General features: G+C 59.1%; 20 protein-coding genes. 7 read left to right on the top strand and 13 right to left on the bottom strand.

Translation table 11 applies throughout. From position 1 onward, the window contains the following. Positions 1 to 803 precede the first annotated feature (803 nt). The gene (locus tag ABIE16_RS09645) at positions 804 to 1,730 is read right to left on the bottom strand and encodes a 2-hydroxyacid dehydrogenase (RefSeq protein ID WP_349734147.1); all 927 of its coding nucleotides are present in this window, start codon (positions 1,728 to 1,730) and stop codon (positions 804 to 806) included. A gap of 10 nt (positions 1,731 to 1,740) precedes the next feature. After that, positions 1,741 to 2,721 carry an isopenicillin N synthase family dioxygenase gene (locus ABIE16_RS09640; RefSeq protein ID WP_349734146.1) on the bottom strand — a complete coding sequence of 327 codons (981 nt, stop codon included), beginning with the start codon at positions 2,719 to 2,721 and terminating at the stop codon, positions 1,741 to 1,743. Positions 2,722 to 2,913: 192 nt separating this feature from the next. Between ABIE16_RS09640 and ABIE16_RS09635 the strand changes: the two genes are divergently transcribed. The 3 genes from ABIE16_RS09635 (at position 2,914) to ABIE16_RS09625 (ending at position 6,577) form a co-directional block, all read left to right on the top strand. Continuing rightward, on the top strand, positions 2,914 to 4,950 hold the full coding sequence (locus ABIE16_RS09635; RefSeq protein ID WP_429521162.1) for an FAD-dependent oxidoreductase: 2,037 nt from the start codon (positions 2,914 to 2,916) through the stop codon (positions 4,948 to 4,950). A gap of 55 nt (positions 4,951 to 5,005) precedes the next feature. After that, complete coding sequence (locus ABIE16_RS09630; RefSeq protein WP_429521161.1) at positions 5,006 to 6,130, top strand: S-(hydroxymethyl)glutathione dehydrogenase/class III alcohol dehydrogenase; 1,125 nt, start codon at positions 5,006 to 5,008, stop codon at positions 6,128 to 6,130. A 63-nt stretch (positions 6,131 to 6,193) separates the two neighbouring features. After that, a complete protein-coding gene (locus ABIE16_RS09625) occupies positions 6,194 to 6,577 on the top strand; it encodes a VOC family protein (protein WP_349734144.1) in 384 nt (127 codons plus the stop codon). Between the two features lie 69 nt (positions 6,578 to 6,646). Here the strand turns inward: ABIE16_RS09625 and ABIE16_RS09620 are convergent, their stop codons facing one another. Together ABIE16_RS09620 and ABIE16_RS09615 are read right to left on the bottom strand one after the other, a co-directional pair. Then, the gene (locus tag ABIE16_RS09620; protein ID WP_429520975.1) at positions 6,647 to 7,423 is read right to left on the bottom strand and encodes a pyrroline-5-carboxylate reductase family protein; all 777 of its coding nucleotides are present in this window, start codon (positions 7,421 to 7,423) and stop codon (positions 6,647 to 6,649) included. Continuing rightward, positions 7,413 to 8,120, bottom strand: coding sequence for a TetR/AcrR family transcriptional regulator (locus tag ABIE16_RS09615; RefSeq protein ID WP_349734140.1), 708 nt, complete (start codon positions 8,118 to 8,120; stop codon positions 7,413 to 7,415). The genes ABIE16_RS09620 and ABIE16_RS09615 overlap by 11 nt, the downstream gene beginning before the upstream one ends. Before the next feature lie 231 nt (positions 8,121 to 8,351). Between ABIE16_RS09615 and ABIE16_RS09610 the strand changes: the two genes are divergently transcribed. Then, a complete protein-coding gene (locus tag ABIE16_RS09610; RefSeq protein WP_349734139.1) occupies positions 8,352 to 9,410 on the top strand; it encodes an aromatic ring-hydroxylating dioxygenase subunit alpha in 1,059 nt (352 codons plus the stop codon). Positions 9,411 to 9,523: 113 nt separating this feature from the next. Beyond that, positions 9,524 to 10,474, top strand: a complete 951-nt coding sequence (locus ABIE16_RS09605; protein WP_349734137.1) for a PDR/VanB family oxidoreductase — start codon at positions 9,524 to 9,526, stop codon at positions 10,472 to 10,474. 10 nt (positions 10,475 to 10,484) lie between these two features. On the opposite strand, the gene ABIE16_RS09600 is transcribed toward ABIE16_RS09605, so the two are convergent. The 5 genes from ABIE16_RS09600 to ABIE16_RS09580 all read right to left on the bottom strand — a co-directional run bounded on the left by ABIE16_RS09600 (position 10,485) and on the right by ABIE16_RS09580 (position 16,980). Then, positions 10,485 to 11,198, bottom strand: a complete 714-nt coding sequence (locus tag ABIE16_RS09600; RefSeq protein ID WP_349734136.1) for a GntR family transcriptional regulator — start codon at positions 11,196 to 11,198, stop codon at positions 10,485 to 10,487. A 98-nt stretch (positions 11,199 to 11,296) separates the two neighbouring features. Continuing rightward, on the bottom strand, positions 11,297 to 12,538 hold the full coding sequence (locus ABIE16_RS09595) for a thiolase family protein (RefSeq protein ID WP_349734135.1): 1,242 nt from the start codon (positions 12,536 to 12,538) through the stop codon (positions 11,297 to 11,299). Beyond that, complete coding sequence (locus tag ABIE16_RS09590; protein WP_429520974.1) at positions 12,535 to 14,418, bottom strand: feruloyl-CoA synthase; 1,884 nt, start codon at positions 14,416 to 14,418, stop codon at positions 12,535 to 12,537. The genes ABIE16_RS09595 and ABIE16_RS09590 overlap by 4 nt, the downstream gene beginning before the upstream one ends. A gap of 154 nt (positions 14,419 to 14,572) precedes the next feature. Further along, positions 14,573 to 16,021, bottom strand: a complete 1,449-nt coding sequence (locus ABIE16_RS09585; protein ID WP_429520973.1) for an aldehyde dehydrogenase — start codon at positions 16,019 to 16,021, stop codon at positions 14,573 to 14,575. Positions 16,022 to 16,149: 128 nt separating this feature from the next. Then, entirely contained in the window at positions 16,150 to 16,980 is an 831-nt protein-coding gene (locus tag ABIE16_RS09580) for a p-hydroxycinnamoyl CoA hydratase/lyase (protein WP_429520972.1), read from the bottom strand. A gap of 212 nt (positions 16,981 to 17,192) precedes the next feature. Here ABIE16_RS09580 and ABIE16_RS09575 point away from each other — a divergent pair, with 212 nt between their 5' ends. Continuing rightward, entirely contained in the window at positions 17,193 to 17,681 is a 489-nt protein-coding gene (locus ABIE16_RS09575; protein WP_429520971.1) for a MarR family winged helix-turn-helix transcriptional regulator, read from the top strand. 57 nt (positions 17,682 to 17,738) lie between these two features. On the opposite strand, the gene ABIE16_RS09570 is transcribed toward ABIE16_RS09575, so the two are convergent. Then, positions 17,739 to 19,049 (bottom strand): OprD family porin, encoded by a 1,311-nt coding sequence (locus tag ABIE16_RS09570; protein WP_349734128.1) that lies wholly within the window; start codon positions 19,047 to 19,049, stop codon positions 17,739 to 17,741. 334 nt (positions 19,050 to 19,383) lie between these two features. On the opposite strand from ABIE16_RS09570, the gene mhpT reads away from it, so the two are divergent. After that, entirely contained in the window at positions 19,384 to 20,619 is a 1,236-nt protein-coding gene (gene mhpT / locus ABIE16_RS09565) for a 3-(3-hydroxy-phenyl)propionate transporter MhpT (protein WP_349734126.1), read from the top strand. 126 nt (positions 20,620 to 20,745) lie between these two features. On the opposite strand, the gene ABIE16_RS09560 is transcribed toward mhpT, so the two are convergent. From ABIE16_RS09560 to ABIE16_RS09550, 3 genes are all read right to left on the bottom strand, one after another. Beyond that, positions 20,746 to 22,356: a gamma-glutamyltransferase family protein gene (locus ABIE16_RS09560; protein ID WP_429520970.1), complete on the bottom strand. Its 1,611-nt coding sequence runs from the start codon at positions 22,354 to 22,356 to the stop codon at positions 20,746 to 20,748. 84 nt (positions 22,357 to 22,440) lie between these two features. Further along, complete coding sequence (locus tag ABIE16_RS09555; protein WP_349734123.1) at positions 22,441 to 23,220, bottom strand: amino acid ABC transporter ATP-binding protein; 780 nt, start codon at positions 23,218 to 23,220, stop codon at positions 22,441 to 22,443. A 2-nt stretch (positions 23,221 to 23,222) separates the two neighbouring features. Next, positions 23,223 to 23,996: an amino acid ABC transporter permease gene (locus tag ABIE16_RS09550; protein ID WP_057399498.1), complete on the bottom strand. Its 774-nt coding sequence runs from the start codon at positions 23,994 to 23,996 to the stop codon at positions 23,223 to 23,225. Between the last annotated feature and the right edge of the window lie 12 nt (positions 23,997 to 24,008).

The following is a 24,008-nucleotide window of genomic DNA, read 5'->3' as shown; positions in this document are numbered from 1 at the left end:
GTGCCAATCTGGCCATATCGTATTACGTGTAATGTATATTATGTTAAATGCTGTATTGAAGCAGATCCCCGCCTAAGTCCTGAGCTCCACGTACTACCCGGAAGTAATTCTGAGAAATCCATGCTAGTAATTATCCTGTTTTCCGCACCGCTGTACCGTCCGCTTCGGCTGTCATCGGTGTCGAGTGGCTCACCATTCATAGGCAACGAAAGCAGCCCGAACCAACTCCACCGTGAACTACACTGAGTTAAGTTTCATTAGAGCTGCGAAATGTTGATGACAAGACTCCAAAGCCCGTTTCCGATATTTCCACCGATGTCTGATTTTTTCCGGTGCATTACCGTTTAATGAAGGTGCTGTCAGCCTAAAAAGGCAGGTTTTTGCCCATCCCAGAAGCTGTAAAAACAGCTTTGACGTGTTCCAGGTCACGACTAATGCGACCCGCGGCGTTGACTGCGCATTCGCTCAGTCAACGAACATCGATGATCGAAAGCGGTGAGTTCTTGACCGTTTTTACACACCCAGGGCCACAAGCGGACATTCAAAGGGCTCGATAACCAACCATGATAGCCGCCATCTATACAACTTAAGCTCATCCAAACGCCCTATCACAAACAAGCTGACAATCAGGTCCAGGTGCGCACCACCCGCATTCTTGTACACGGTGATCTCCTCCTCACCCCGCTCAAAGGCCAGCAATTGACTCAGATCGAAAAGATCCCCCTCGATTAGAGGAAAAGTAGGCGGATTTGGCCTACGCCAGTCAGGCCGCTATCAGCATGGTGCTGTCGCAAGCGGAAAATCTAATAGCCTTTAGACCGATCAACCACATTCAAGAGAGGCATTCCCTCACACTCTCTTCGGAGATTCTCAACAATCACCGCCACCCCACCTTCAATCTGCACATCGCTTGCAATATGTGGGGTCAGGAGCACTCGAGGGTGTTTTCTGAGTGGGTTGTCTTGAGTAGGAGGCTCTTGTGCCAAAACATCCAGTACGGCACCTCCCAGACGACCTTCATTCAACGCAGAAAGCAAAGCTGTTTCTACAACGTGGGCGCCACGTCCCACGTTAATCAGTCCAGCGCCATGAGGCAGGCAATCGAGCCTTGCTGCATTGAGTATCCCGTCTGTTTCGGGAGTCAGCGGCAACATGTTCACAAGGATGTCGCACTGCCCTAAAAACTCCTCTAATTCGTCCGGGCCGACGTAACAGCGACCACCTGGCACCTCCTTCGAAGAACGATTCCAGCCACTGAGCTGAAATCCCAATGGCTGAAGGCGATCAAGCGCGGCACGTCCGAGATTGCCAACCCCCATGACACCAACACGCCGCTGTGAAGCATGCACGATTGGTCGAGGTTGCCAGCGAGCACTTCGCTGATCCTCTTGGTAAGCAAGGATGTTTCGATGCAAGGCAAGAACACCAAACAGAACATACTCAGCCATGATGTCAGCCATCGAGCTGTCTACCAGCCGTATTAGCGACACGTGAGCAGGCAAACGGGCCAAATCGAACTGATCAACTCCAGCCCCGGCAGCGTAGATGAGCCGAAGATTACCAAACTGCTCCGAAACGTTGGCAAGAGGCTCCCAAGCCAGGATGTAATGCACCTCTGCCGGGTCACCGATATCAGGCCATTGGCGGAACTCTAGTTCAGGGGCGAGCGTTGACAGGCAATCTCGCCATTTCTGCGCATCGGCGGGGTCGGCCATGTATAGGATGCACATAGAAAACTCCCTATTCGCCTTTCAGATGCGCATAGCTATCTACGAAACGCTTAAATTTGTGTTTACCACAAGTGTACGCTTCATACTTCGCGGGTAGGGCCTCACTCACGCAGGTTGGCACAGCCTCAACAACCGCATCGAAATCCAAATCAATAAAGAACGGTATTGAATAGCGCTCTAGACCGCTGGTATTTATGACGCGATGCATTGTCGAGGTGTAGCGATCGTTGGTGAGGGTTTGAACTAGATCACCAATGTTGACGATAAAAGTGCCTTCAACGGGTGGGGCGGTAACCCACTCCCCTGCCCGGTTCTTGACTTGTAAACCGCCAACTGTGTCTTGAGACAGGACTGTCAGGAAGCCGTAATCCGTGTGAGCACCAATACCGATCTCTTCCAGGGAGACCTTTCCTGTCTGAGGCGGATAACGCAAAACTCGCTGAATAGTGATGGGTTTGCGTTGGCGTTGTTCAAAATAATTTTGCGGCAAGTCCAGACTCAGCGCGATGCCGCCGATGAGCATTCTCGCAAGCGCCAATACAGCTGAATGATAAGCCTCGGCAACCGTTTCGAATTGCGGCAGTCCGGATGGCATTTGATTAGGGCCAAAAAACGGAGAAACCTCATCGTAATGGGCTCCGTAATCAAAGCACTCTTTGAAGTCGCGCGTATTAGCAGGGTCTACGTTTTCCGCATACATCGGGATGTAACCACGTAGCGTAAGCCCGGAGTTCACGATGTTAAGTGTGTTCTTCTCCTCGGATGGAAGCTTGAAAAAAAGTTTGGTGAGCCTGTACATCTCATCTATCAGTTGCTGCGAAACACCATGGTTTTTTATATAAAAAAAACCCACTTTTTCGCACGCTTCACCTATCTGGCTTGCCACCCGCAGCGGATTTTCGCCGTTTATGAGTGGCGAAATATCTATGACCGGGATTTCAGTGAACGCAGTTTGTTTGCTGGCCAAACGAACATCAAATAACTCAGTCACGCTTCTCTCCTTTCTAAATGGATGACAGACGCGGACGAGCCACACTCGTCCTTGTTTTGACGGATGTTAATCTTGGTTTTTTTGGCACGCAAGCAAAATGTACACCTGTGTCATCAATCGTTGACACAGGTGTACATTTATCCTAATTTTAAGTCACCGAGTCTGATGAAGCCCACTTTGGAGCGCACCACGATGTCCAGCGATCCCTTGCTGCAACCCTATAAAATCAAGAATCTGACCCTCAGAAACCGGATCATGACCACCTCCCATGAACCGGCCTACCCTGTGGACGGCATGCCCAAGGATCTCTACCGCGCCTACCACGTGGAGCGCGCCAAAGCCGGTGTCGCCCTGACCATGACTGCCGGTTCCGCTGCCGTATCCCGAGACAGCCCGCCGGTGTTCAACAATGTGCTCGCCTACAAGGACGAAGTAGTCGGATGGTTGAAGGACCTGACCGATGAATGCCACGAACATGGCGCGGCTGTGATGATCCAGTTGACTCACCTGGGCCGTCGCACCCGCTGGGACAAGGCCGACTGGTTACCGGTGGTGTCGCCATCGCACCGTCGGGAGGCTTCACACCGCTCCTTCCCGAAGAAAATGGAGGAATGGGACATCGAGCGGATCATCAAGGACTATGTAGATGCTGCGGAGCGCATGAAGGCAGCAGGTCTCGATGGCCTGGAGCTTCAGGCTTACGGGCATTTGATGGACCAGTTCTGGTCGCCGTTGACCAATGACCTCGACGGCCCTTACGGCGGGTCGCTGGAAAACCGCATGCGCTTTACCTTCGACATCCTGCGTGGCATCCGCCAGCGGGTCGGCGAAGATTTCCTGCTTGGGGTTCGCTACACCGGTGATGAAGAATTGCCCGGTGGCTTTACTGCCAGTGAGGGCATGCAGGTTTCTCACATGCTCAAGGACAGCGGACTGGTCGACTTCCTGAACGTAGTGCGCGGTCACATCGATACGGATGCCGGCCTGACTGATGTCATCCCGATTCAGGGTATGCGCAACTCGCCCCATCTCGACTTCGCTGGCGAGATCCGCTCCTCAACTGGCTTCCCGACCTTCCACGCAGCGAAGATTCCCGATGTCGCCACCGCGCGCTACGCGATCGCCTCGGGCAAAGTGGACATGGTGGGCATGACTCGCGCGCACATGACCGATCCGCACATCGTGCGCAAAATCATCGAGAAGCGCGAAGAAGACATTCGCCCGTGCGTGGGCGCCAACTATTGTCTGGATCGCATCTACCAGGGCGGCGCGGCCTACTGCATCCACAACGCAGCGACGGGTCGGGAAACCACCATGCCTCACGACATTCCCAAAGCCGCCGTCAAGCGCAAGGTGCTGGTGGTCGGTACCGGCCCTGCTGGGCTGGAAGCGGCGCGCGTCGCCGGTGAGCGCGGCCATGATGTAACGGTGCTTGAGGCGGCTGACCAACCTGGCGGGCAGATTCGTCTGACTGCACTGAGTGAGCGGCGCCGCGAGATGATCAGCATCATTGATTGGCGCATGGCGCAATGCGAACGACTGGGGGTGAAGTTTCACTTCAATACCTGGGCCGAAGCCGACACCGTGCAAGCCTTCGAGCCAGACGTGGTCATTATTGCGACCGGCGGCCTGCCGGATACCGAGGTGCTCCGCGCGGGCAACGAACTCGTGGTTTCAACCTGGGACATCATTTCCGGCGACATCAAGCCCGGTCGCAACGTACTGATCTTCGACGATGCGGGGGATCATGCTGCCCTGCAGGCTGCCGAGGTCATCGCGCAAAGCGGTGCGAGAGTCGAAATCGTCACCCCTGACCGCTCGTTTGCACCTGAAGTCATGGCCATGAACCTAGTGCCCTACATGCGCAGCCTGCAGGATCTGGACGTCACCTTCACCGTCACCTACCGGGTCGATACCGTGGAAAAACGTGATGGCGGGCTCGTTGCAACCTTTGGCAGCGATTACGGACAGGTTCACAAACAGCGCGTGGTCGATCAGGTGGTCGTCAACCATGGCACCCTCCCCCTGGACGACTTGTACTTCGACCTGCGTCCTCTCTCCACCAATGGCGGCGCGGTAGAGCAGCATGACCTGATCGCCGGCACGGCACAGAACATCGTCACCAATCCCGAAGGACGCTTCCAGCTGTTCCGGATTGGCGATGCCGTGTCTGCTCGCAACACCCACGCGGCCATCTACGACGCTTTGCGCCTGGTGAAAGAAATCTGAATCCGAACCTCCATTCCTGTTGGAACGGAGGCTCGCCATGAACAAGAGGGAAACCATGTCAGCAGTGACCATTAAATCGAAGGCGGCAGTCGCTTTCGGCCCAGGGCAGCCGTTACAGCTGGTGGACATCGATGTCGCACCGCCCAAGGCTGGCGAAGTACGGGTACGAATCGTGGCAACCGGTGTCTGCCACACGGATGCTTTTACCCTGTCGGGCGATGATCCCGAGGGGATCTTTCCTGCCGTGCTGGGTCATGAGGGCGGCGGGATCGTCGAGTCGATCGGCGAAGGCGTTACGTCATTGTCGATCGGCGACCATGTGATTCCGCTGTACACGGCCGAGTGCCGGCAATGCAAATTCTGTCTGTCGGGCAAGACCAACCTGTGCCAGGCAGTCAGAGCGACACAGGGCAAGGGCCTGATGCCTGACGGAACATCGCGCTTCTCCTTTCAGGGCCAGCCTGTGTTCCACTACATGGGCTGCTCGACCTTTTCCGAATACACGGTACTGCCGGAGATCTCCCTGGCCAAAATCCCCAAGGATGCACCGCTAGAACAGGTGTGCTTGCTGGGATGTGGCGTGACCACAGGCATTGGTGCCGTACTCAATACCGCCAAGGTCGAGGCCGGGGCGAGCGTAGCGATATTCGGGCTCGGCGGGATCGGGCTAGCGGCCATCATCGGCGCGAAAATGGCCAACGCCGGGCGAGTCATCGCCATTGATATCAACCCGGGCAAGCGGGACGTCGCCCTATCGCTCGGTGCAACCGATTTCATTAATCCCAAGGACTATGACAAGCCCATCCAGGACGTGATCGTCGAACTAACCGACGGTGGCGTGGACTATTCCTTCGAATGCGTCGGCAACGTCAACTTGATGCGAGCGGCTCTGGAGTGCTGCCACAAGGGCTGGGGTGAATCAATCATCATCGGTGTCGCCGGCGCAGGCCAGGAAATCAGCACCCGCCCTTTCCAACTGGTGACCGGGCGCGTCTGGCGCGGCAGCGCGTTTGGTGGGGTCAAGGGCCGCACTGAACTTCCCAGCTACGTCGAGAAAGCGAGCACCGGGGAAATTCCGCTGGAAACCTTCATTACCCATAACCTCGGCCTTGAAGACATCAACAAGGCTTTCGAATTGATGCATGCCGGGCAAAGCATTCGCACCGTCATTCATTTCTGACCAAGGCACTGCCGTGATAACGGCCAGCGCTCACACCCGCATCACAACCCCAAGGAAATCAGAATGTCTGTTTTTACCCATGTCACTGTCGGTACCAATGACCTTGCCAAAGCACGGAATTTCTATGATGGCGTTCTCAAAGAAATTGGTCTCAGCCGTGTTGCCGACCTCGATGAATCAGGCTCCATCTGGGGCGTGGATAAACCGTCGTTCTTCGTGCTGAAACCCGCCAATGGCAATCCTGCCAACGTTGGCAATGGCGTGACTATCAGCTTCGAAGCTCCAAATCGCGCAGCGGTCCATGCATTCCACGAAACCGCACTCGCCGCCGGTGGTACCTGTGAAGGCCAACCGGGTTCGCGTAACTGGGCAGAAAATGCCTATGCCGCTTACGCTCGGGACCTTGATGGCAACAAACTGGCTGTCTATTGCTTCAAGGCCGAATAATCGCAACCGTCTGACGCCTTTTGCAGTGAAGGCCCTTCAGCGGGCCTTCACTGTAGTCCCCTGCCCTGGCTACATTCCCCGCCGTGCAACCTCAGCGCCTGCCTTCACTGCCTGCCCCACAATGGACTCGATGTTCTGATCGGCCATCGACTGCAGCGCTGCCGCCGTCACGCCACGGTAAGCCATCAACGACTCAATCATTTGCTGCGGATCGCGGCTGGCAAGCATCTGACCGCCCCCCACTACTACGCCTTGTGCAGCGCGCTGCGCGATCACAAGGGGAATTCCCGCAGCCACCGCCTGATTAGTCAGTGCCATTTGCAACATTGCCGGGAAAGCCGGCCCAGTCCCGGACAATGCGCTGAGGTAATCGATACAGTCTTCATCAGGCACTTCGTCCGATGAACCTACGCACTCGAACAGTCGCTGCACCCACTTGCGGTCGCGTTCAACAAGATTTCCAACACTGTACCAGGGCGTGAAAGACTGCCTGATTTCGACGGCTGCATTCGGCATGGCCCGCACCACTGCATCCGCACCGGTGGCCGCGCTGATGGTTGCCGCCGGTACTCCAGCCATCAGGGAAATCACCAACTTGCCGCGGGCGTTGATCTGCAGTTCACGAAACTGCTCCGGCCGGATGGACAACACGACAATATCGCTGAGGTCCACCAACTGCTGGTTGTCGGCCAGCAGTCTCACGCCTGGCTCGAAGTTACTGACGCCGGAGCGGTTCGAGATCAACAAATGGTCAGGCTTGATGAAACCGCTATCAAGGAGTGCCTCGGCGATTGCACGCCCGAGCCAGCCAGTACCTCCGATGATGCCCAGGGTTCTACTCTCCATCGGCAAGGGACTCCTCGAATGTTTCGGCCAAGGGAACGAAAACGCCGGGTTCTTTTTCTGCGTAGCCGAACTTTCCATAAAAGCGGTCCAGCTCGCGCCGCTTAGGTACTTTGCCGGTAAACACACTCACGTACTGAGGAATCCGTCGAAATCGAACGACGATGTCTTCGCTGGTTTTCATGGAGATGTAGCCGATCTGCGTGAGGTAGATCGTCCTGGCCCGAACGTCGGCCCCCTCTGCGTCGTAGCCAAACCGTCGGAACATCGCGGCCAGGGCATTCATCCGTGCTTCATCGGCTAAAGCGATTTCAGCTGTGACCTCGTCCGATTGCAGCGCCCAACTGCGCACGGCAAATTCGAATTGCGAGTCGAACAGCTCAGGGTTCACCCAGCACTCGAAGACGTTGAGAATCGCTTCGGAAATACTTTCTGCGTAACTCTCGCATTGGCTGACCATACCGCCGGTGTTCTTGTCCCGCCATCGAGCCAGGAGTGCCGCGAGCAGCTGTTCCCGATCTTCATAGAACCAGTAGAAGCTGGTACGAGACAAATTCAAGCGTTTGGCCAGCGGCATCACCCGCACAGCATCCACACCCGACTCTTTAAGAGCATCGTAGGCGGCGTCCAGCCAGCCATCGACGGAGCCTCGCCAGCCTGCGTCCTGCGCTTTGGTTTTCGCCCTTCCTGTCTGTGACATCCGGGTTGCACCCTTAATCTGAAAATTCTCCTCCACTGTACACCCCAAGATCTGTCGCGTACACGGCATGTACACGGGCGTACATTTTCGAGACGCTCATTCGTAAATCTTGTGAGCGAATCACTAATGGATCCATTGATTATCGTTTATCGGGATTAAATTTGACATTTTGAGCGATAATTCACTTTAATGGATCCACTAAATAACAACAAATAACCTTGGAGAATCTCCATGTACCCCAAGAACACGTGGTATGTCGCCTGCACGCCCGATGAAATCACCAACAAGCCACTGGGCCGTCAGATCTGTGGTGAGAAGATGGTTTTTTATCGCGGGCACGAAGGCAAGGTGGCCGCTGTCGAGGATTTTTGCCCCCATCGCGGCGCACCGCTGTCCCTCGGTTATGTGGAAAACGGCAATCTGGTATGTGGCTATCACGGCCTGGTGATGGGGTGCGACGGCAAGACCGTGGAAATGCCTGGGCAACGGGTTCGCGGTTTTCCGTGCAATAACACATTTGCCGCGGTCGAGCGCTATGGCTTTATCTGGGTCTGGCCCGGCGATCAGGCGTTGGCCGATCCGACGCTGATCCATCACCTGGAATGGGCGGTCAGCGACGAGTGGGTCTATGGCGGTGGCCTGTTCCACATTCAGTGCGACTACCGGCTGATGATCGACAACCTGATGGACCTGACTCACGAAACCTACGTCCACGCGTCCAGCATCGGCCAAAAGGAAATCGACGAAGCGCCGCCGCTGACCACGGTCGAAGGTGACGAAGTTGTTACCGCCCGACACATGGAAAACATCATGGCGCCACCCTTCTGGCGTATGGCCCTGCGCGGCAACAATCTGGCCGACGATGTACTGGTGGACCGCTGGCAGATCTGCCGCTTCACCCCGCCCAGCCATGTGCTGATTGAAGTCGGCGTGGCCCATGCCGGCAAAGGTGGTTATCACGCCGACCCGCAGTTCAAGGCGTCGAGCATCGTCGTCGACTTCATCACACCGGAAACCGAAACCTCGATCTGGTACTTCTGGGGCATGGCGCGCAACTTCAACCCGCAGGATGAAGCCTTGACAGCGAGCATTCGCGAAGGTCAGGGCAAGATTTTCAGCGAGGACCTGGAGATGCTCGAGCGCCAGCAACAGAACCTGCTTCGCCATCCTCAGCGCAACTTGCTCAAGCTCAATATCGACGCCGGCGGCGTGCAGTCACGCCGCGTCCTGGAGCGCTTGATCGCCCATGAACAAGTGCAGCAGGAATCGCTGATCGCCTCCGCAAGCTAGAACGCTGCAAGCACGCAACCCTCCTCCCAAAATGCCGTGCCCCGTCACGGCATGAACCCCGTGAACAATAACCGGAAGTGACCACGTCGCTGGCAACACTCTGAGGATCGAACATGATCGAAGTGCTGGTGGTATCGCGCAATAACGAAGCCCAGGACATCTGCAGCTACGAATTGGCCAGTGTCGATGATCGACCGCTGCCGGCCTTCAGCGCCGGTGCGCATATCGATGTTCATTTGCCTGACGGCTTGATCAGGCAATATTCCCTGTGCAACCACCCCGAGGAACGCCATCGCTACCTGATCGGCGTGCTCAAGGACCCGACGTCTCGGGGCGGCTCACTGGCCATGCACGAGCAGATCCATCCCGGCACGCATCTGACAATCAGTGAGCCGCGCAACCTGTTTCCATTGAGCCATGAAGCCAGGCGCAGCCTGCTCTTCGCCGGCGGTATCGGCATTACCCCCATTCTCTGCATGGCCGAACGCCTGGCCCACAGCGGCGCGGATTTCGAACTGCATTACTGCGCCCGATCACGGGAGCGCGCGGCTTTTGTCGAACGCTTGCAGCACTCGCCTTTTGCCGACCGGGTGTTCCTGCATTTCGATCAGGAGCCCGAGACTGCACTGGACGCATCCAAGGTGTTGGCTGCGCCTCAGAACGACGTCCATTTGTATGTGTGTGGCCCTGGCGGCTTTATGCAACACGTGCTGGACTTGGCCAAGGCCGAAGGCTGGCAGGAGCAATGCCTGCATCGTGAGTACTTCGCCGCCGCCCCCATCGACACTCGCGCCGATGGCAGTTTCTCGATCAAGGTCGCCAGCAGCGGTCAGGTCTTCGAGGTCCCGGCCGACAAGAGCGTGGTGCAGGTGCTGCAAAATCAGGGAATCGAGGTCGCCATTTCCTGCGAACAGGGTATTTGTGGCACCTGCCTGACGCGGGTTCTGGAGGGCGTGCCGGAGCATCGTGACCTGTTCCTCACCGAGGATGAACAGGCCTGCAACGACCAGTTCACCCCATGCTGTTCGCGCTCGAAAACACCGCTGCTGGTGCTGGATATCTAGAACGTCGCGCCTATTCCGAGCGGAGAATAACCTTCATCCGCTCGCCTGCCGCCACCGAGCCGAAGATCTCGGCGTAGCGCAACGTGGCGTTGGCGTGCTCGCGCATGATCGCTTCGGCACGTGCGCCCTGGCGGTTGACCAGGGCATCGAACACCGAATGATGTTGCATGTGGGCGTAGTTGAAGCGTCGGTATTCCCGCACCATGTCGTTGCGGTCCACTGCCAGGGCTGTCACCGAAGCGAACGGCAAATGATCGTTGCGCGCCAGTGCGTCGGCAATTGCCGGGTTATGGCTGCCTTCGACGATCACCTCATGAAATCGCATGTTGAGGTCGTGATAGATCTCAAGGTCCTCTACGGTTACGTAGCCCTTGTCGAACAGCTGATCACCCTGCAACAGGCACAACTCAAGGGTCGCACGGGCTTCGTCCGACAACCCTCGCTCGGCGGTCTGGCGCGCCGCGAGGCCTTCGAGCACACCCCGCACTTCAACCGCACCGGCAATGTCATTGGGACTGACCGAACGCACTTGAAATCCGCGACCGCCAAAGCGCACCAGCAAGCCTTCCTGCTCCAGCGTGCGGAACGCCATGCGTACCGGCATCCGCGAGACACCAAACAGCTCCGCCGTGGGTATTTCCATCAACCGCTCGCCAGCCGCCAGTTCGCCCGAGGCGATCATCTTGCGCAACGCGACCAGCACCGTTTGACCGGGCTTACTCATCCAGGCAACTTCCAGAAAGGTGGGTCTGCATAGTAACGCAAGATAGTGACGCACGGCTTGGGCAGCGCACTTACACCGAAAGGCAGCGGTGTCCTGCCTCAGCCTTGATACGCAGGGTTCTCGATCAGCAGTGCCATGCCCTGCCCACCCCCGACACAGGCGGCGGCAATGCCATAACGCAGATTGCCCTCGCGCAGTTGCCGGGCCAGGGTCAGCACCAGACGCAATCCACTGGCGGCCAAGGGATGCCCCAAAGCGATGGAGCCGCCTCGCCGGTTGAGCCGGTCGCCGTCCAGTTCCAGCACCTGCGCCACGGCGAGCACTTGAGCCGCCTGGGCCTCGTTGATTTCTAGCAGATCGATGTCGCCAAGGGCCAGCCCGCTGCGTTGCAGTAACAGCTGGATGGCCGGCGCCGGCCCTATACCCATGAATTCCGGTGCCACGCCCACCACGGCACTGGCCAGCAAATGAGCCAACACCGGACGCCGGGCCGAAGAAGCTCGCCCTACCAGCGCGGCCGCGGCACCATCGACTACCGCGCAACTGTTGCCGGCCGTTTGCACACCACCGGCATGCACCGCCCGCAACCGGCGCAAGCCGTCCAGATCGGTGGGCCGTGGGTGGCTGTCACGTGTCACCCTGTCCACACCCCGTGGCAACTGAATACTTCGTGGCTGATAACCGGCCAGTTCAAAGCGCTCATTGCCGAGCGCCACGAGTTCCGGTTCAAACCAGCCGTCAGCCTGGGCCTGCAGCGCCAGTTGATGACTGTCGAGGGCGAAGCGATCCACTTCGTCGCGGCTCAGACCATGCCGCCGGGCCAGGTTGTCGGCGGTGGTGATCATGTCTACGCCCGGGGCCGGGTCGTAGAGGGCTTCCCAGAGAAAGTCCTTGAACGCTACCTGCGCACCGAGCCGGAAGCCGCTGCGGTGGGTGTAGGCGGCAATCGGATTTCGCGACATGGACTCGGCCGCCACGCATAAGGCCAACTGCACACCGTCATCCAGCTGCCTGGCGGCTTGCCGCAAGAGTTCGAAACCGGTGGCGCAGATGCGCTGCACTCCCAGTGCCGGAGTCTCTTGCGGCACGCCGCTGTAAAGGCCGATATGCCGAGGCAGCAAGTAGGCATCGAAACTGGCTTGAGCCATGGAACCGGCAAGCACGCTGTCCACCGAGGACGGATCGATAGCGGCGCGGGCCAGTACCTCGCGCCCGACCTTGATCCCCAAATCGATCGGCGAGACCTGAGCCAATGCACCGCCGAGGTCGACCCAAGGCGTGCGCACGGCTTCGAAAATCGCCACATCGCTAAAGCTCGAATACTGCCCCGCGCCACTCACGGCAGAGATCCGGCACGCAAGATGGAAGGTTCTTCGCCGCGATACAGCGCCTCAACCTTTTCGGCCCGCCACTGCAGCACCGCACGTTGGTTGATCGAGCCCTTGTCGGTGATTTCACCACGGTCGATGGACGCGGGTTCGTCGAGCAGCGCGATCCATTCCAGGCGGCTGGCATTACCGGTGGCGTTGCGGTTGAGCCGTTGCAGCCAATCGCCGAACCACTGACGCACCGACGCGCTGGTCAGGACCTCGGCATCGCTGGCGTCCGGACTCAAACCGGCCAGACGTCGGCATTCGTACAACCGAGGAAAGACCAGCGCACCCAGGCATTCGCGGTCCGGCGCGGCCACCACCAGATCCTGAACATAAGGCGAGCCCTCAAGCACTGCGCGATTGCGCAACGGGCCGACACTGACAAACACGCCGGAGCTGAGTTTGAAGTCTTCCGCGATGCGCCCGTCGAACATCAGCCCCAGTTGCGGATCACGGGCGTCGGCCAGTTTCAGCGCATCACCGGAACAATAGAAACCCTGCTCGTCGAACACCTCGGCGGTCTGCTGCGGCGCGCGCCAGTAACCGGGCATGATGTGCGGCCCACGGAAACGCCCTTCCAGCTTGCCGTCCACCGGGACCAGCCGCACTTCACAACCGGGAGCCGGCAGACCGATATAACCGGCCATGGACAGTGGCCCGGTGGTGAAGGTGCAGGACGGTGCCGCCTCAGTCATGCCGAGCCCGGCCATCATGAGAATGCGTTCGCCACAATGCTGTTCGGCGACCCGATCCAGGCGATCCCAAATCCTCTGGGACAAGCCGGCAGCGGCGAAGAAGAACAGCTTCATGCGCGAGAAGAAACATTCGCGCAACTCACCGTCCTGCTCCAGGGCGTTGACCAGTTCTTCCCAGCCCTTGGGCACGGTCAGGTAGGCGGTGGGCGATACCTCTTTGAGGTTGCGCAGGGTCTCGGCAAAGCCCTGGGCGGTGGGCTTGCCGTCGTCCAGGTAAAAGGTGCCGCCGTTGTACAGCACGATGCCGACGTTGTGGCTGCCGCCGAAGGTGTGATTCCACGGTAGCCAGTCCACCAGCACCGGTGGTTCTTCGCCGAACACCGGGAAGGTTTGCAACAGCATCTGCTGATTGGCGCAGAGCATGCGCTGGGTGGTGACCACCGCCTTGGGCAGCTTGGTGGAACCTGAGGTAAACAGAAACTTGGCGATGCTGTCCGGCCCAGTGGCCGTGAACGCGCAATCGGCCTCGGCACCGCCGGGCTGTTCCAGCAGGCTGGCAAAGCTCACCTGACTCCGGCCCGGTATTTGGCCACGCACGGTAATCAGCGGCGTTTGCGCCGGCAGCACCGCATCGATCGCCCGCTGATAGATCGCGGCGTCGCTGACGAACACCAGACCCGGTTGCAGCAGGTCGCAGACATGCCGCAACTTGGCGAAATCCTGAGACAACAACGAATACGCCGGTGAGACCGGGCTATAGGGAATGCCGGCGTACATGGCGCCCAGCGCAATCTGCAAATGCTCGATGTCGTTGCCCGAGAGGATCGCCAGCGGTCGCTCGGCCGAAAGACCGTAACTCAGCAGGCGTTGGGCAATGGCGCGGACGCTGGTCAGCATCTCGGCGTAACTCACCCGGCGCCAGTCGCCGCCGTCCTGGCGAGCAGCGATAAACGTCTGTTGCGGGCGCACCTGGGCCCAATGCACCAGGCGATCCAGCAAGCGGGCCGGCAACTCGGCCAAAGGTTCCAGGGAGCGCATATGCAGGATGCCCTGCTCTTCGCTGACCTCGACCGCAGGACGACCGATGGATACCTGCCGATAGCGCGTCGCACTGGCTTCGTTCTGGGTTGGCGATCTGAATTCGGAACTCACGTGGTTGTTCTCCATCAAGGCACACCACGGCTCGCAGAAATGCGTTCACCGGGGCATGGCAGCCTGCGACTGCAGCCTCGTTATTGTTATGTATGGCCTACACGCGGGCGACGATCGCTCTCAAGCGTTCGTCGCCCTACGGTGCGACGGCTGCTCAGATCGGGTAATGCCGTGGTCCGTTTTGCACGGTCACCCAACGTAATTGAGTGAAGTGCTCGATGGACGCCTTGCCGCCAAAACTGCCATAACCGCTGGACTTGACCCCGCCGAAGGGCATCTGCGCCTCGTCGTGCACGGTCGGTCCGTTGATATGGCAGATACCCGATTCGACCCGCTGAGCCAAGGCCAGAGCACGGCTGGTGTCGCGACTGAAGATCGCCGCCGACAAGCCGAACTCGGAATCGTTGGCCAAGCGCAACAGTTCTTCATCGCCCTCACCTCGCAGCACCACCGCCACCGGGCCGAAGGACTCTTCGCGGTACAGGCGCATGGCATCGGTGACGCCGTCGAGCAAGGTTGGCTGCAGAATGCTGCCCTCCAGCTGTCCACCCGTGACGGGGGTTGCGCCCTTATCGAGGGCATCGTCGATCATCAGTTTGATGCGCTCACCGGCATTGCTGTCCACCAGAGAACCGAGTACCGAACCTTCGGCATTGGGATTGCCCGCGGGCAAGGTGGCGATCTTCGCCGCCAGCCTGGCGACAAAGTCATCGGCCACTTTGGCATCGACGATCAGGCGCTCGGTAGACATGCAAATCTGCCCCTGATTAAAGAAGGCGCCAAAAGCCGCCGCCTCCACCGCCGCATCCAGATCGGCATCCTCCAGCACCAGAAACGGCGCCTTGCCGCCCAGTTCCAGCAACGCCGGTTTGAGATGACGCGCCGATAGTTCACCGACGATGCGCCCGACATGGGTCGAGCCGGTGAAGTTGACCCGACGCACCGCCGGGTTAGCGATCAGCCGCTCGACAATCGCCGCGGCATCCTGGGGTGCGTTGCTGATGACGTTGACCACGCCGTCACCAAGGCCGGCATCTTGCAACACCTGACCGATCAGCCGGTGCACCGCCGGGCTCAGTTCCGACGCCTTGAGCACCACGGTGTTGCCGCAGGCCAACGGCATGGCGATGGCGCGAGTGGCGAGGATCACCGGCGCGTTCCAGGGAGCGATGCCCAGCACCACGCCGCAGGGTTGACGCAGGGCCATCGCGAAGCTGCCGGGCACATCCGAGGGAATGATTTCGCCGTTGATCTGGGTGGTCATGCACGCGGCTTCGCGCAGCATGTTGGACGCCAGGTGCACATTAAAGCCGTACCAGTTGGCCATGGCACCGGTCTCGCCGGCGGCGGCGATGAATTCCGCGCTGCGCGTCTGCAACTGCTCGGCGGCGCGCAGCAAGCGGGTGCGTCGTTCATTGGGGGCCAGCGCTGCCCAGGCGGGGAATGCTGCTTTGGCCGCGGCCACCGCAGCATCGGCATCTTCCAGGGTGGCGGCGGCAACCCGCGACACAACTTCACCGGTCACCGGATTACGCCGTTCGAAGGTTCGACCGTCTCGGGCGGGGCACGACTGGCCGCCGATCAGCAGGGGCACGTCCAGCATGGTGATTCCTCTTTATTGTCTTTATCGGGAATACGTTCGAGGGGTTCACAGAAGCGCCGAGGCGCCGGGGCGAACAGCTGGCGGACGCTCGATCGCCCGGCCAGCTCGCCGTGATGCAAGGCCGGGGTTCAGCGTTTGTAAGCCTGCAAACCGGGCTTGATGCTCTTGTCGTCGAGGAACTGCTTCATGCCTTGCTCGCGACCGCCTTCGGTGTCTAGCAGGCGCGACTGATCGAGCTTGGCGTACAGGTAATCTTCGTTCTGCTCCCAAGTGAGTTCGCGGCAACGCTTGAAGCCATGCTTGGCTGCGCGCAGCACCACCGGGTTCTTCTCCAACAGATTACGTGCCAGCTCGATCGTCACGTCACGCAGTTGCGCGAGAGGTACGCTCTCGTTGACCAGGCCCATCTCGGCGGCTTTCTGCCCGCCAAAGGTCTTGCCGGTCATGATGTAGTACAGCGACTGGCGATGGCCCACGGTGTCGGCCATCGCCTTGCTCACCAGATTGCCCGGCGGAATGCCCCAGTTGATTTCCGACAGGCCGAAGGTCGCTTCATCGGCGCAGATCGCCAGGTCACAGGCCACCAGCGGGCTGAAACCACCACCGAAGCACCAGCCGTTGACCATGGCGATGGTCGGCTTGGCGTACATGCGCAGCAGTTTCCATTGCCATTGAGAGGCTTCGCGGCGGATTTTTTCCTGAAGGATTTCCGGACCGGCGTCCACTTCGCGGAAGTATTCCTTGAGGTCCATGCCCGCAGTCCAGGCTTCGCCCGCACCGGTCAGCACCAGTACACCAGCGTTCGGATCCTGCTCCAGGGTTTCCAGAACGTCGATCATCTCGCGGTTCAGGGTCGGGCTCATGGCGTTGCGTTTTTCCGGGCGGTTCAGGATGACCCACGCGATGCCTTCCTCGATTTCCACTTTGACCGTTGTCCAGCGACCTTCGTAATTGCTCATGGTGATGCTCTCTTGTTCTTGGCTTGACGATGGGTAAAAACTAAACCTCCAAACTAGTTATGTCAATTAACTATTAAGCGAATTAACCAAATATTTTCTGCCATCGAGCTCCTTGGAAATGCGACGTTTTAGGCTCCTGACGTAGCTATTCCTGACCAATCTCGTCAAACTAGATACCTTTATTAACCTGAAACCCGAGGGATTTCCCCGCAATGGCCAAGTCGTCCAAAAATGTCGCTGCCCCAGAAGCCCTGGCCGACGACGTCGAAATTCAGGCGCCGATGGACTCCGCATTGGACGAGCTGATTGGTTACGCCATGCGCCGGGCCCAGCTGAAACTGTTCCAGAATCTGATCAGCCGACTTGCGGCCCACGACTTGCGGCCCGCGCAGTTCTCGGCACTGGCGATCATCGAGCAGCACCCCGGGCTGATGCAGTCCGACCTGGCCAAGGCACTGGCCATTGAGCCGCCCCAAGTGGTGCCGCTGCTTAACAAACTCGAAGAGCGCGCGCTCGCAGTACGGGTACGCTGCAAACCGGACAAACGCTCCTATGGGATATTCCTCAGCAAGACCGGCGAGACGCTGCTCAAGGAGTTGAAGCTGATCGCCGCCGAGAGCGACATGGATGCCACGTCCGCCCTCGACAGCCAGGAACGCGAAGAACTGCTCAGGTTGCTGAAAAAGGTCTATCAAGCCTGACACGCGAATGCCGGCGCGCTCCAGGGGGGCGTCCGGATTCATTACAGATGAAACGGCTTACCAGATCGGCACGGTGTAGATCACCAGAAAACGGGTCTGGTTTTCATCGCGAAACGCCGCGCCGGCGGGGAAGTCGTTGCGATAGATCGACTTGCGCGCCATCAGCCCGACATCCTTCAGCGGGCCACTCTGGATCACGTACCCCAGCTCCATCTGGAACTCACGCTCCTTGCGGTCGTCGGCATTCAACGCCGCCAGTTCGATATGGTCACCGCGCACATAACGCAGGCGGCTCTTCAGGCCGGGTACCCCGGCGGCAGCGAAGTCATAGTCGTACATCGCCTGCCAGGTTCGCTCCTTGGCATTGAGAAAGTCCGAACTCATGGTCAGCTCGCTCATGCCCATCAACTCGGTGCCCGATACATAGGGCGTCGCCGTGTCGCCACTGGCGTGCATATAGCCAAGGCTCAAACGATGGCCGCCAAAGCGATAGCCGAACAGCGCCGAGAGGTTGCGGTTGTCCACTTTTCCGGCCTTGGCGGCGCCGTCTTCATCGCTGAAAAAACTGCGCAAGTCGCTGGTCAGCGTGCCCTCGCCCACCTGCACCGTGTGCAGCAACGCCAGGGTGTTCTGCTGATACAGGTCCGCGACTTCGGCGTGATAGACGCGCAGGCTGAGGTCCTTGTTCACCTGGTAATCGCCGCCGACATAGGCCATGTGCGATGAGGTGGCCGCGCCGTTGAAACGCCGGTTTGGCGAGGCGATGCTCATCGGCTGGTAGTCGGTGGAGTCACGCTTGTTGATGCGATCGATGTAGCCGGTGTTGAAGACAAGTCCGTCAATGTCCTTTGAGCTGAGCGTGGTGCCGCGAAAAGTCTGCGGCAGCAGCCGCGACGGGCTAGCGAAAGCGAACGGCAGGAAGATCGACACGTCGCCGGTTTTCACCGTGGTCTGGGCAACACGCATCTTGGCAGTCATGGCCAGGCGCGAATATTCGTCCGCCGCGCGCTTGTCACTGCTGGACACCGGCAGCAACTCAGTGCCACTGCGGTCCGGCGCCGAGTCCAGCTTGACCCCCATCAACCCACGAGCGTCCAGGCCGAAGCCGACACTCCCCGGGGTAAAGCCCGACTCCACAGTCATGATGAAACCCTGAGCCCATTCCCGGGCCGCGGTTTTCGCTCCGTCGTCCTTGTAATCCCGATCCAGGTAGTAGTTGCGCAAGGTCAAGGTGCCGTGACTGTCATCGATGAAGCCGTCAGCCAGCACTGATGGCGCAATCAAACTCAGGCCCAGCAAGGCCAGGTGGCGTGCGCGAACAGGTAGGGTTGAAGCTGCCGCAAGGGCGTCCCAAGAAAGATTTGGCATGTTCGATGTCCACTTATTGTTGTTGTTTTTTTGAACGGGATCGTTGGGGTATCCCGGAGATCTGCGGCCAGAGAATGGAAACAGCCTGACGCGGCGTCAATCAGAAATGACCGATAAACGAACATTAATATTGTTATCTATTTTATGAATAAGTCTATATCTGAATGTCATCCTATTGATTTAGATAGGTTTAATGATGTTTTTCAGCAGAAAATCCGAAGCATTCATTTTTTAGTTATCTTTGTTAATCTTATTTCCGGCCTGTCGCCGCCTCGGGTGAACAGGATCACGTTCATCTGTCAGCACACCCACAAAAACAAGAATGAGGTTCGCCATGGACACCCCATCACGTCGCACGACGCTGACCATTGCCCTGTGTTTTATCGTTGCACTGATCGAAGGTTTCGACCTGCAAGCTGCCGGTACCGCCGCCGCGGGCCTGCGCCAGACCTTTGCCCTGGACCCGAAATCGATGGGCTGGGTGTTCAGCGCCGGAATTATCGGATTGCTGCCAGGCGCCTTTTTTGGTGGCTGGATTGCCGATCGAATCGGCCGCAAGAAGATCCTCATTGGAGCGGTGCTGCTGTTCGGCGTGTTCTCCCTCAGCACCGCTTACGTCAGCAGTTTCTCCGGCTTGCTACTGGCACGCTTCATGACCGGGCTAGGCCTGGGCGCGGCCCTGCCCAATCTGATTGCTCTGTGTGCCGAGGCCGTGGGTGAGCAACGTCGCGGCACCGCGATCAGCATCATGTATGCCGGCGTGCCGTTGGGCGGCGCATTGGCGGCGGTGGTCGCCATGCTTTTCACCGATCATTGGCAGACGACCTTCATCATCGGCGGGCTCGCGCCCTTGCTGGTGGTGCCATTGATGATCCTGCTGCTGCCCGAGTCCAGCGCCTTTCGCCAGCAACAAGGCACTGTCACCGTGGCCCGCGCTTCAACCGGTCAGGCGTTGTTCGGCGACGATCGGGCTCGCGTCACCCTGGCGTTGTGGCTCAGCTACTTCTTCACCCTGACCGTGATGTACATGTTGCTCAACTGGCTGCCATCTCTGCTGTTGGAACAAGGTTTCAGCAAAGCAGAAGCTGGCCTGGTGCAGATGCTGTTCAATATCGGCGGCGCTATCGGCTCGCTACTTGGCGGAGTGCTGCTGGATCGCTGCAACGGCGTCAAGGTGGTGCTGTTCGTATACGCCGGATTGCTGACAGCGCTGGCCGGGGTCGGCCTGTCGGTGGGCATTGTCCCCATGGCTGTCGCCGGGTTTTCTGCTGGGTTGTTTGTGATGGCCGCGCAGCTGGTGCTTTACGCCCTGGCACCACCGTCGTACCCGACCTCAGTGCGTGCCACCGGCGTCGGTGCAGCGGTAGCCATCGGTCGTCTGGGGTCGGTAGCGGGCCCCTTGGCCGCGGGGCAGATTCTGGCAGCCGGGGCCGGCACCACTGGGGTGTTACTGGCGACTTCACCGGGGTTGGTAATTGCAGCACTGGCCATCATCAGTGTGATTGTCCGATCGGCCCTGCAACCTGTGCCCGAGCTGAGGACGGCGAACCCGGTCGCGGACAAACCCTGACCGCGATCCCTGACAAACTGATTCAAGCCAAGCTGTTCGGCGTTGCGAAGAAACGCAATGAGCGCACCGTCTGCCACAGAAACAAGAAAAGAGACCGAGGTCTCTTTTCTTGTTTTCAGCGGCCCGCTACCACACGGCGATATGGGAGTCGGCTCGCGGCTCGGTGCCGCCGCACAGCACTCCGGTGTCCGGGTCACGGATGATGATCTGCCCTCGGCCGTAGTTGATCAGGTCGCAATCAACCTGAATCTGGTGTCCGCGCCGTGCCAGCGAAGCGGCCAAGTCCCGAGACGCCCCGTGTTCGATGCCGACCTTCATATCTCCCAGCCATTGCCACCGTGGCGCGTCCAGCGCGGCTTGGGGATTGAGATCAAAATCCACCAGATTCATGACCATCTGCACATGGCCTTGGGGCTGCATGTAGCCACCCATGACGCCGAACGGTCCCACCGGTGCGTCGCCTTTACTGATAAAACCGGGAATGATCGTGTGAAAGGTTTTTTTGCCCGGTGCCAGGCAGTTCGCGTGGTCAGGGTCGAGACTGAATTCCTGTCCGCGGTTCTGCAAGGCGATGCCGCTGTCTGGCAGTACCACACCGGAACCAAAGCCGTGGTAGTTGCTTTGGATGAAGGACACCATATTGCCCTCCGCATCCGCCGTGGCCAGATACACCGTACCGCTGGCGTGGGGATCGCCAGGATTAGGTTCACGCGCCTGATCCGTAATCTGTTCGCGACGTTGACTGCTGTAGGCATCGCTGAGAAGGTCAGCCACGGCCACACGCATGTGCAGCGGATCGGTGATGTAATGCAGGCCGTCGCTGTAGGCCAGCTTCATGGCTTCCAACTGACGATGCCAGGTCTGCTGGCTGTCCCGGTGATCGAAGTCAAAGCCCTGAAGGATTTTCAGGGTCATCAGGGCCACCAGGCCTTGCCCGCTTGGGGGGATTTCCCACACATCGTAGCCGCGGTAGTTGATGCTGATCGGATCCACCCATTGGGCGCGATAGTCTTGCAGGTCGCTGGCTCGCAGGTAGCCGCCGGTGGCGCGGGAATGGGCATCCAGACGCTGAGCCAGTTCGCCGCGATAGAGGCTTTCGCAAGCGCTGTCCGCCAGTTCTTCCAGCGTTCGGGCTTGCGCCGGGTTGCGGAATAATTCACCGGCCTTAGGCGCACGGCCATCAATCAGGAACGTGTCGAACCATACGTCGAGCACTGGGTCTCGATGGGGGCTGAATTCATCCAGAGCGGTCTGCCATTGTCGGGCGACCACCGGTGAAAGTGGAAAACCATCTCTGGCCAGACTGATGGCGGGCTGCAGTAACTCGGCAAAAGGCAGCTTGCCGAACCGTTTGGACAACTCCGCCCAGGCCGAAGGGCAACCGGGCACCGTTACCGGCGTCCAGCCATAAAGCGGCATCTGCTCGTGACCACATGCCTTGACTGCATCGATGGTCAGCGCTGCCGGCGCATGGCCGTTGGCGTTCAGTCCGTGCAATTGGCCTTTGCTCCAGACCAGGGCAAAGGCGTCGCCACCCAAGCCGCAGCCGGTGGGTTCAACCACCGTCAGAGCCGCCGCCGTGGCGATCGCGGCATCGATGGCATTGCCGCCGTTGCGCATGATTTCGATGCCGGCTTCGGCGGCCAATGGCTGTGAAGCAGCGACCATGCCACGGCGTGCAAACACGTTCTGACGTTGTGACGGATAGGGATATTCGTGGGCAGAAAATTTCAACATGGCAAAAGTTCTTCCATACAAAGATTCATTGGCCGCAGGTGTCCGGGTCCATTGCCGGGTGAAAAAAAGACCCGACTGAGAAGATCACAGCACGCGGCTGAGAAAGGCCTGGGTTCGCGGGTGTGTCGGTCGACTGAAGATCTGCTCCGGCGGCCCCTGTTCGATCAATTCGCCCTGATCAAGCACCACCACGCGGTCAGCGACTTCTCGGGCAAAACCCATTTCATGGGTGACCACTACCATGGTCATGCCGTCATCGGCCAACTGCTTCATCACCTGCAGCACCTCGCCGACGGTTTCCGGATCCAGAGCGCTGGTGGGTTCGTCGAACAGCATGGCCTGGGGTTTCATCGCCAGCGCCCGGGCGATTGCCACGCGCTGCTGCTGCCCACCGGACAACATCGACGGATAATGCATGGCCTTGTCCGCCAGACCGACCCTGGCGAGCAAAGCCCGGGCCTGTTCCAAAGCTTCGGTGCGTGGCACGCCGAGCACCTGGATCGGTGCCTCAATGATGTTTTCCAGGGCGGTCATGTGGGGGAACAGATTGAAGCGTTGAAAGACCATGCCGATGTCCCGACGCTGGCGAGCGATGTTGCGCTCGGAGTCGCGCACCAGACTGCCGTCGGCGCGCTCGCGGTACCCCATGGAGCGACCGTTGACGCGAATGCGACCACCTTGAATATCTTCCAGCAGATTGATACAGCGAATGAAGGTGGTCTTGCCTGACCCCGATGCGCCGATCAACACCACCACTTCACCGCGCCGCACCTGCAAGGAAATCCCCTTGAGAATCTCCAGGTCGCCGAAGGACTTGTGAATGTCCAGGGCCTCGATGATCAGTTCTTCACTTTTGTGCGCCATGCTTAACGCCCCCTCAGCAATTTGAACGTGCTGCGACCGAACATGCGACTGCCAGCCGCTGGCGGTGCGGGTCGATCGGACTGTCCGAAACGCGCTTCCAGCCAACGCTGGAAGAAGCCCCAGAGGGTGGTCAGCAGCAGGAAATAAATCGCCACCACCAGATACAGTTCAAATACCCGGAATGTCGCCGACGTGACCATTTGCGTGCTCAGCAGCAACTCCTGCACGCCAATCACGCTGACCAGCGTCGTATTCTTGAGCATCACGTTGAACTCGTTGCCCAACGGCGGGACGATGACCCGGAACGCCTGAGGCAGAACGATTCGCCGCATCAGTTTGGCGAAGGTCATGCCCAGAGAACGCCCAGCCTCGTACTGCCCCTTGTCCACTGCGCCAATGCCCGCACGGATGATCTCGGCCATGTAGGCGCCTTCGTTCAGGCCCAGGGCGATGATCGCTGCCTGGATGTTTCCAGGCACCACCAGGCCAAACAGCTCCACGTCCTCAAAACGGAAGATCCCGCCGGCTGCCAATGCGGTATAGAGAAAGACGATCTGCACCAACAGCGGCGTGCCGCGCATCAGCCACACGTAAAACCGTACTGGCAGGTTGAGTAGCGGGTTGCGCGACAGACGCATCAGCGCTGCCGCCAGCCCCAGGACACAGCCCAGCGCCATCGCCAGCACACTGATCAGACAGGTCAGCCAGAGACCGGTGAGGTACACCCCGCTGGGCTGCAGCAGGTATTGCCAGAACACATCCCAATTGAAATTCATCGAGCGTTCGCC

The sequence above is a fragment of the Pseudomonas sp. 2725 genome (assembly GCF_050434585.1).
Classification (GTDB): Bacteria; Pseudomonadota; Gammaproteobacteria; order Pseudomonadales; family Pseudomonadaceae; genus Aquipseudomonas; species Aquipseudomonas jessenii.
The sequence above is the reverse complement of the archived record's forward strand: the minus strand, read 5'-3'. Positions and strand labels throughout refer to the sequence as shown.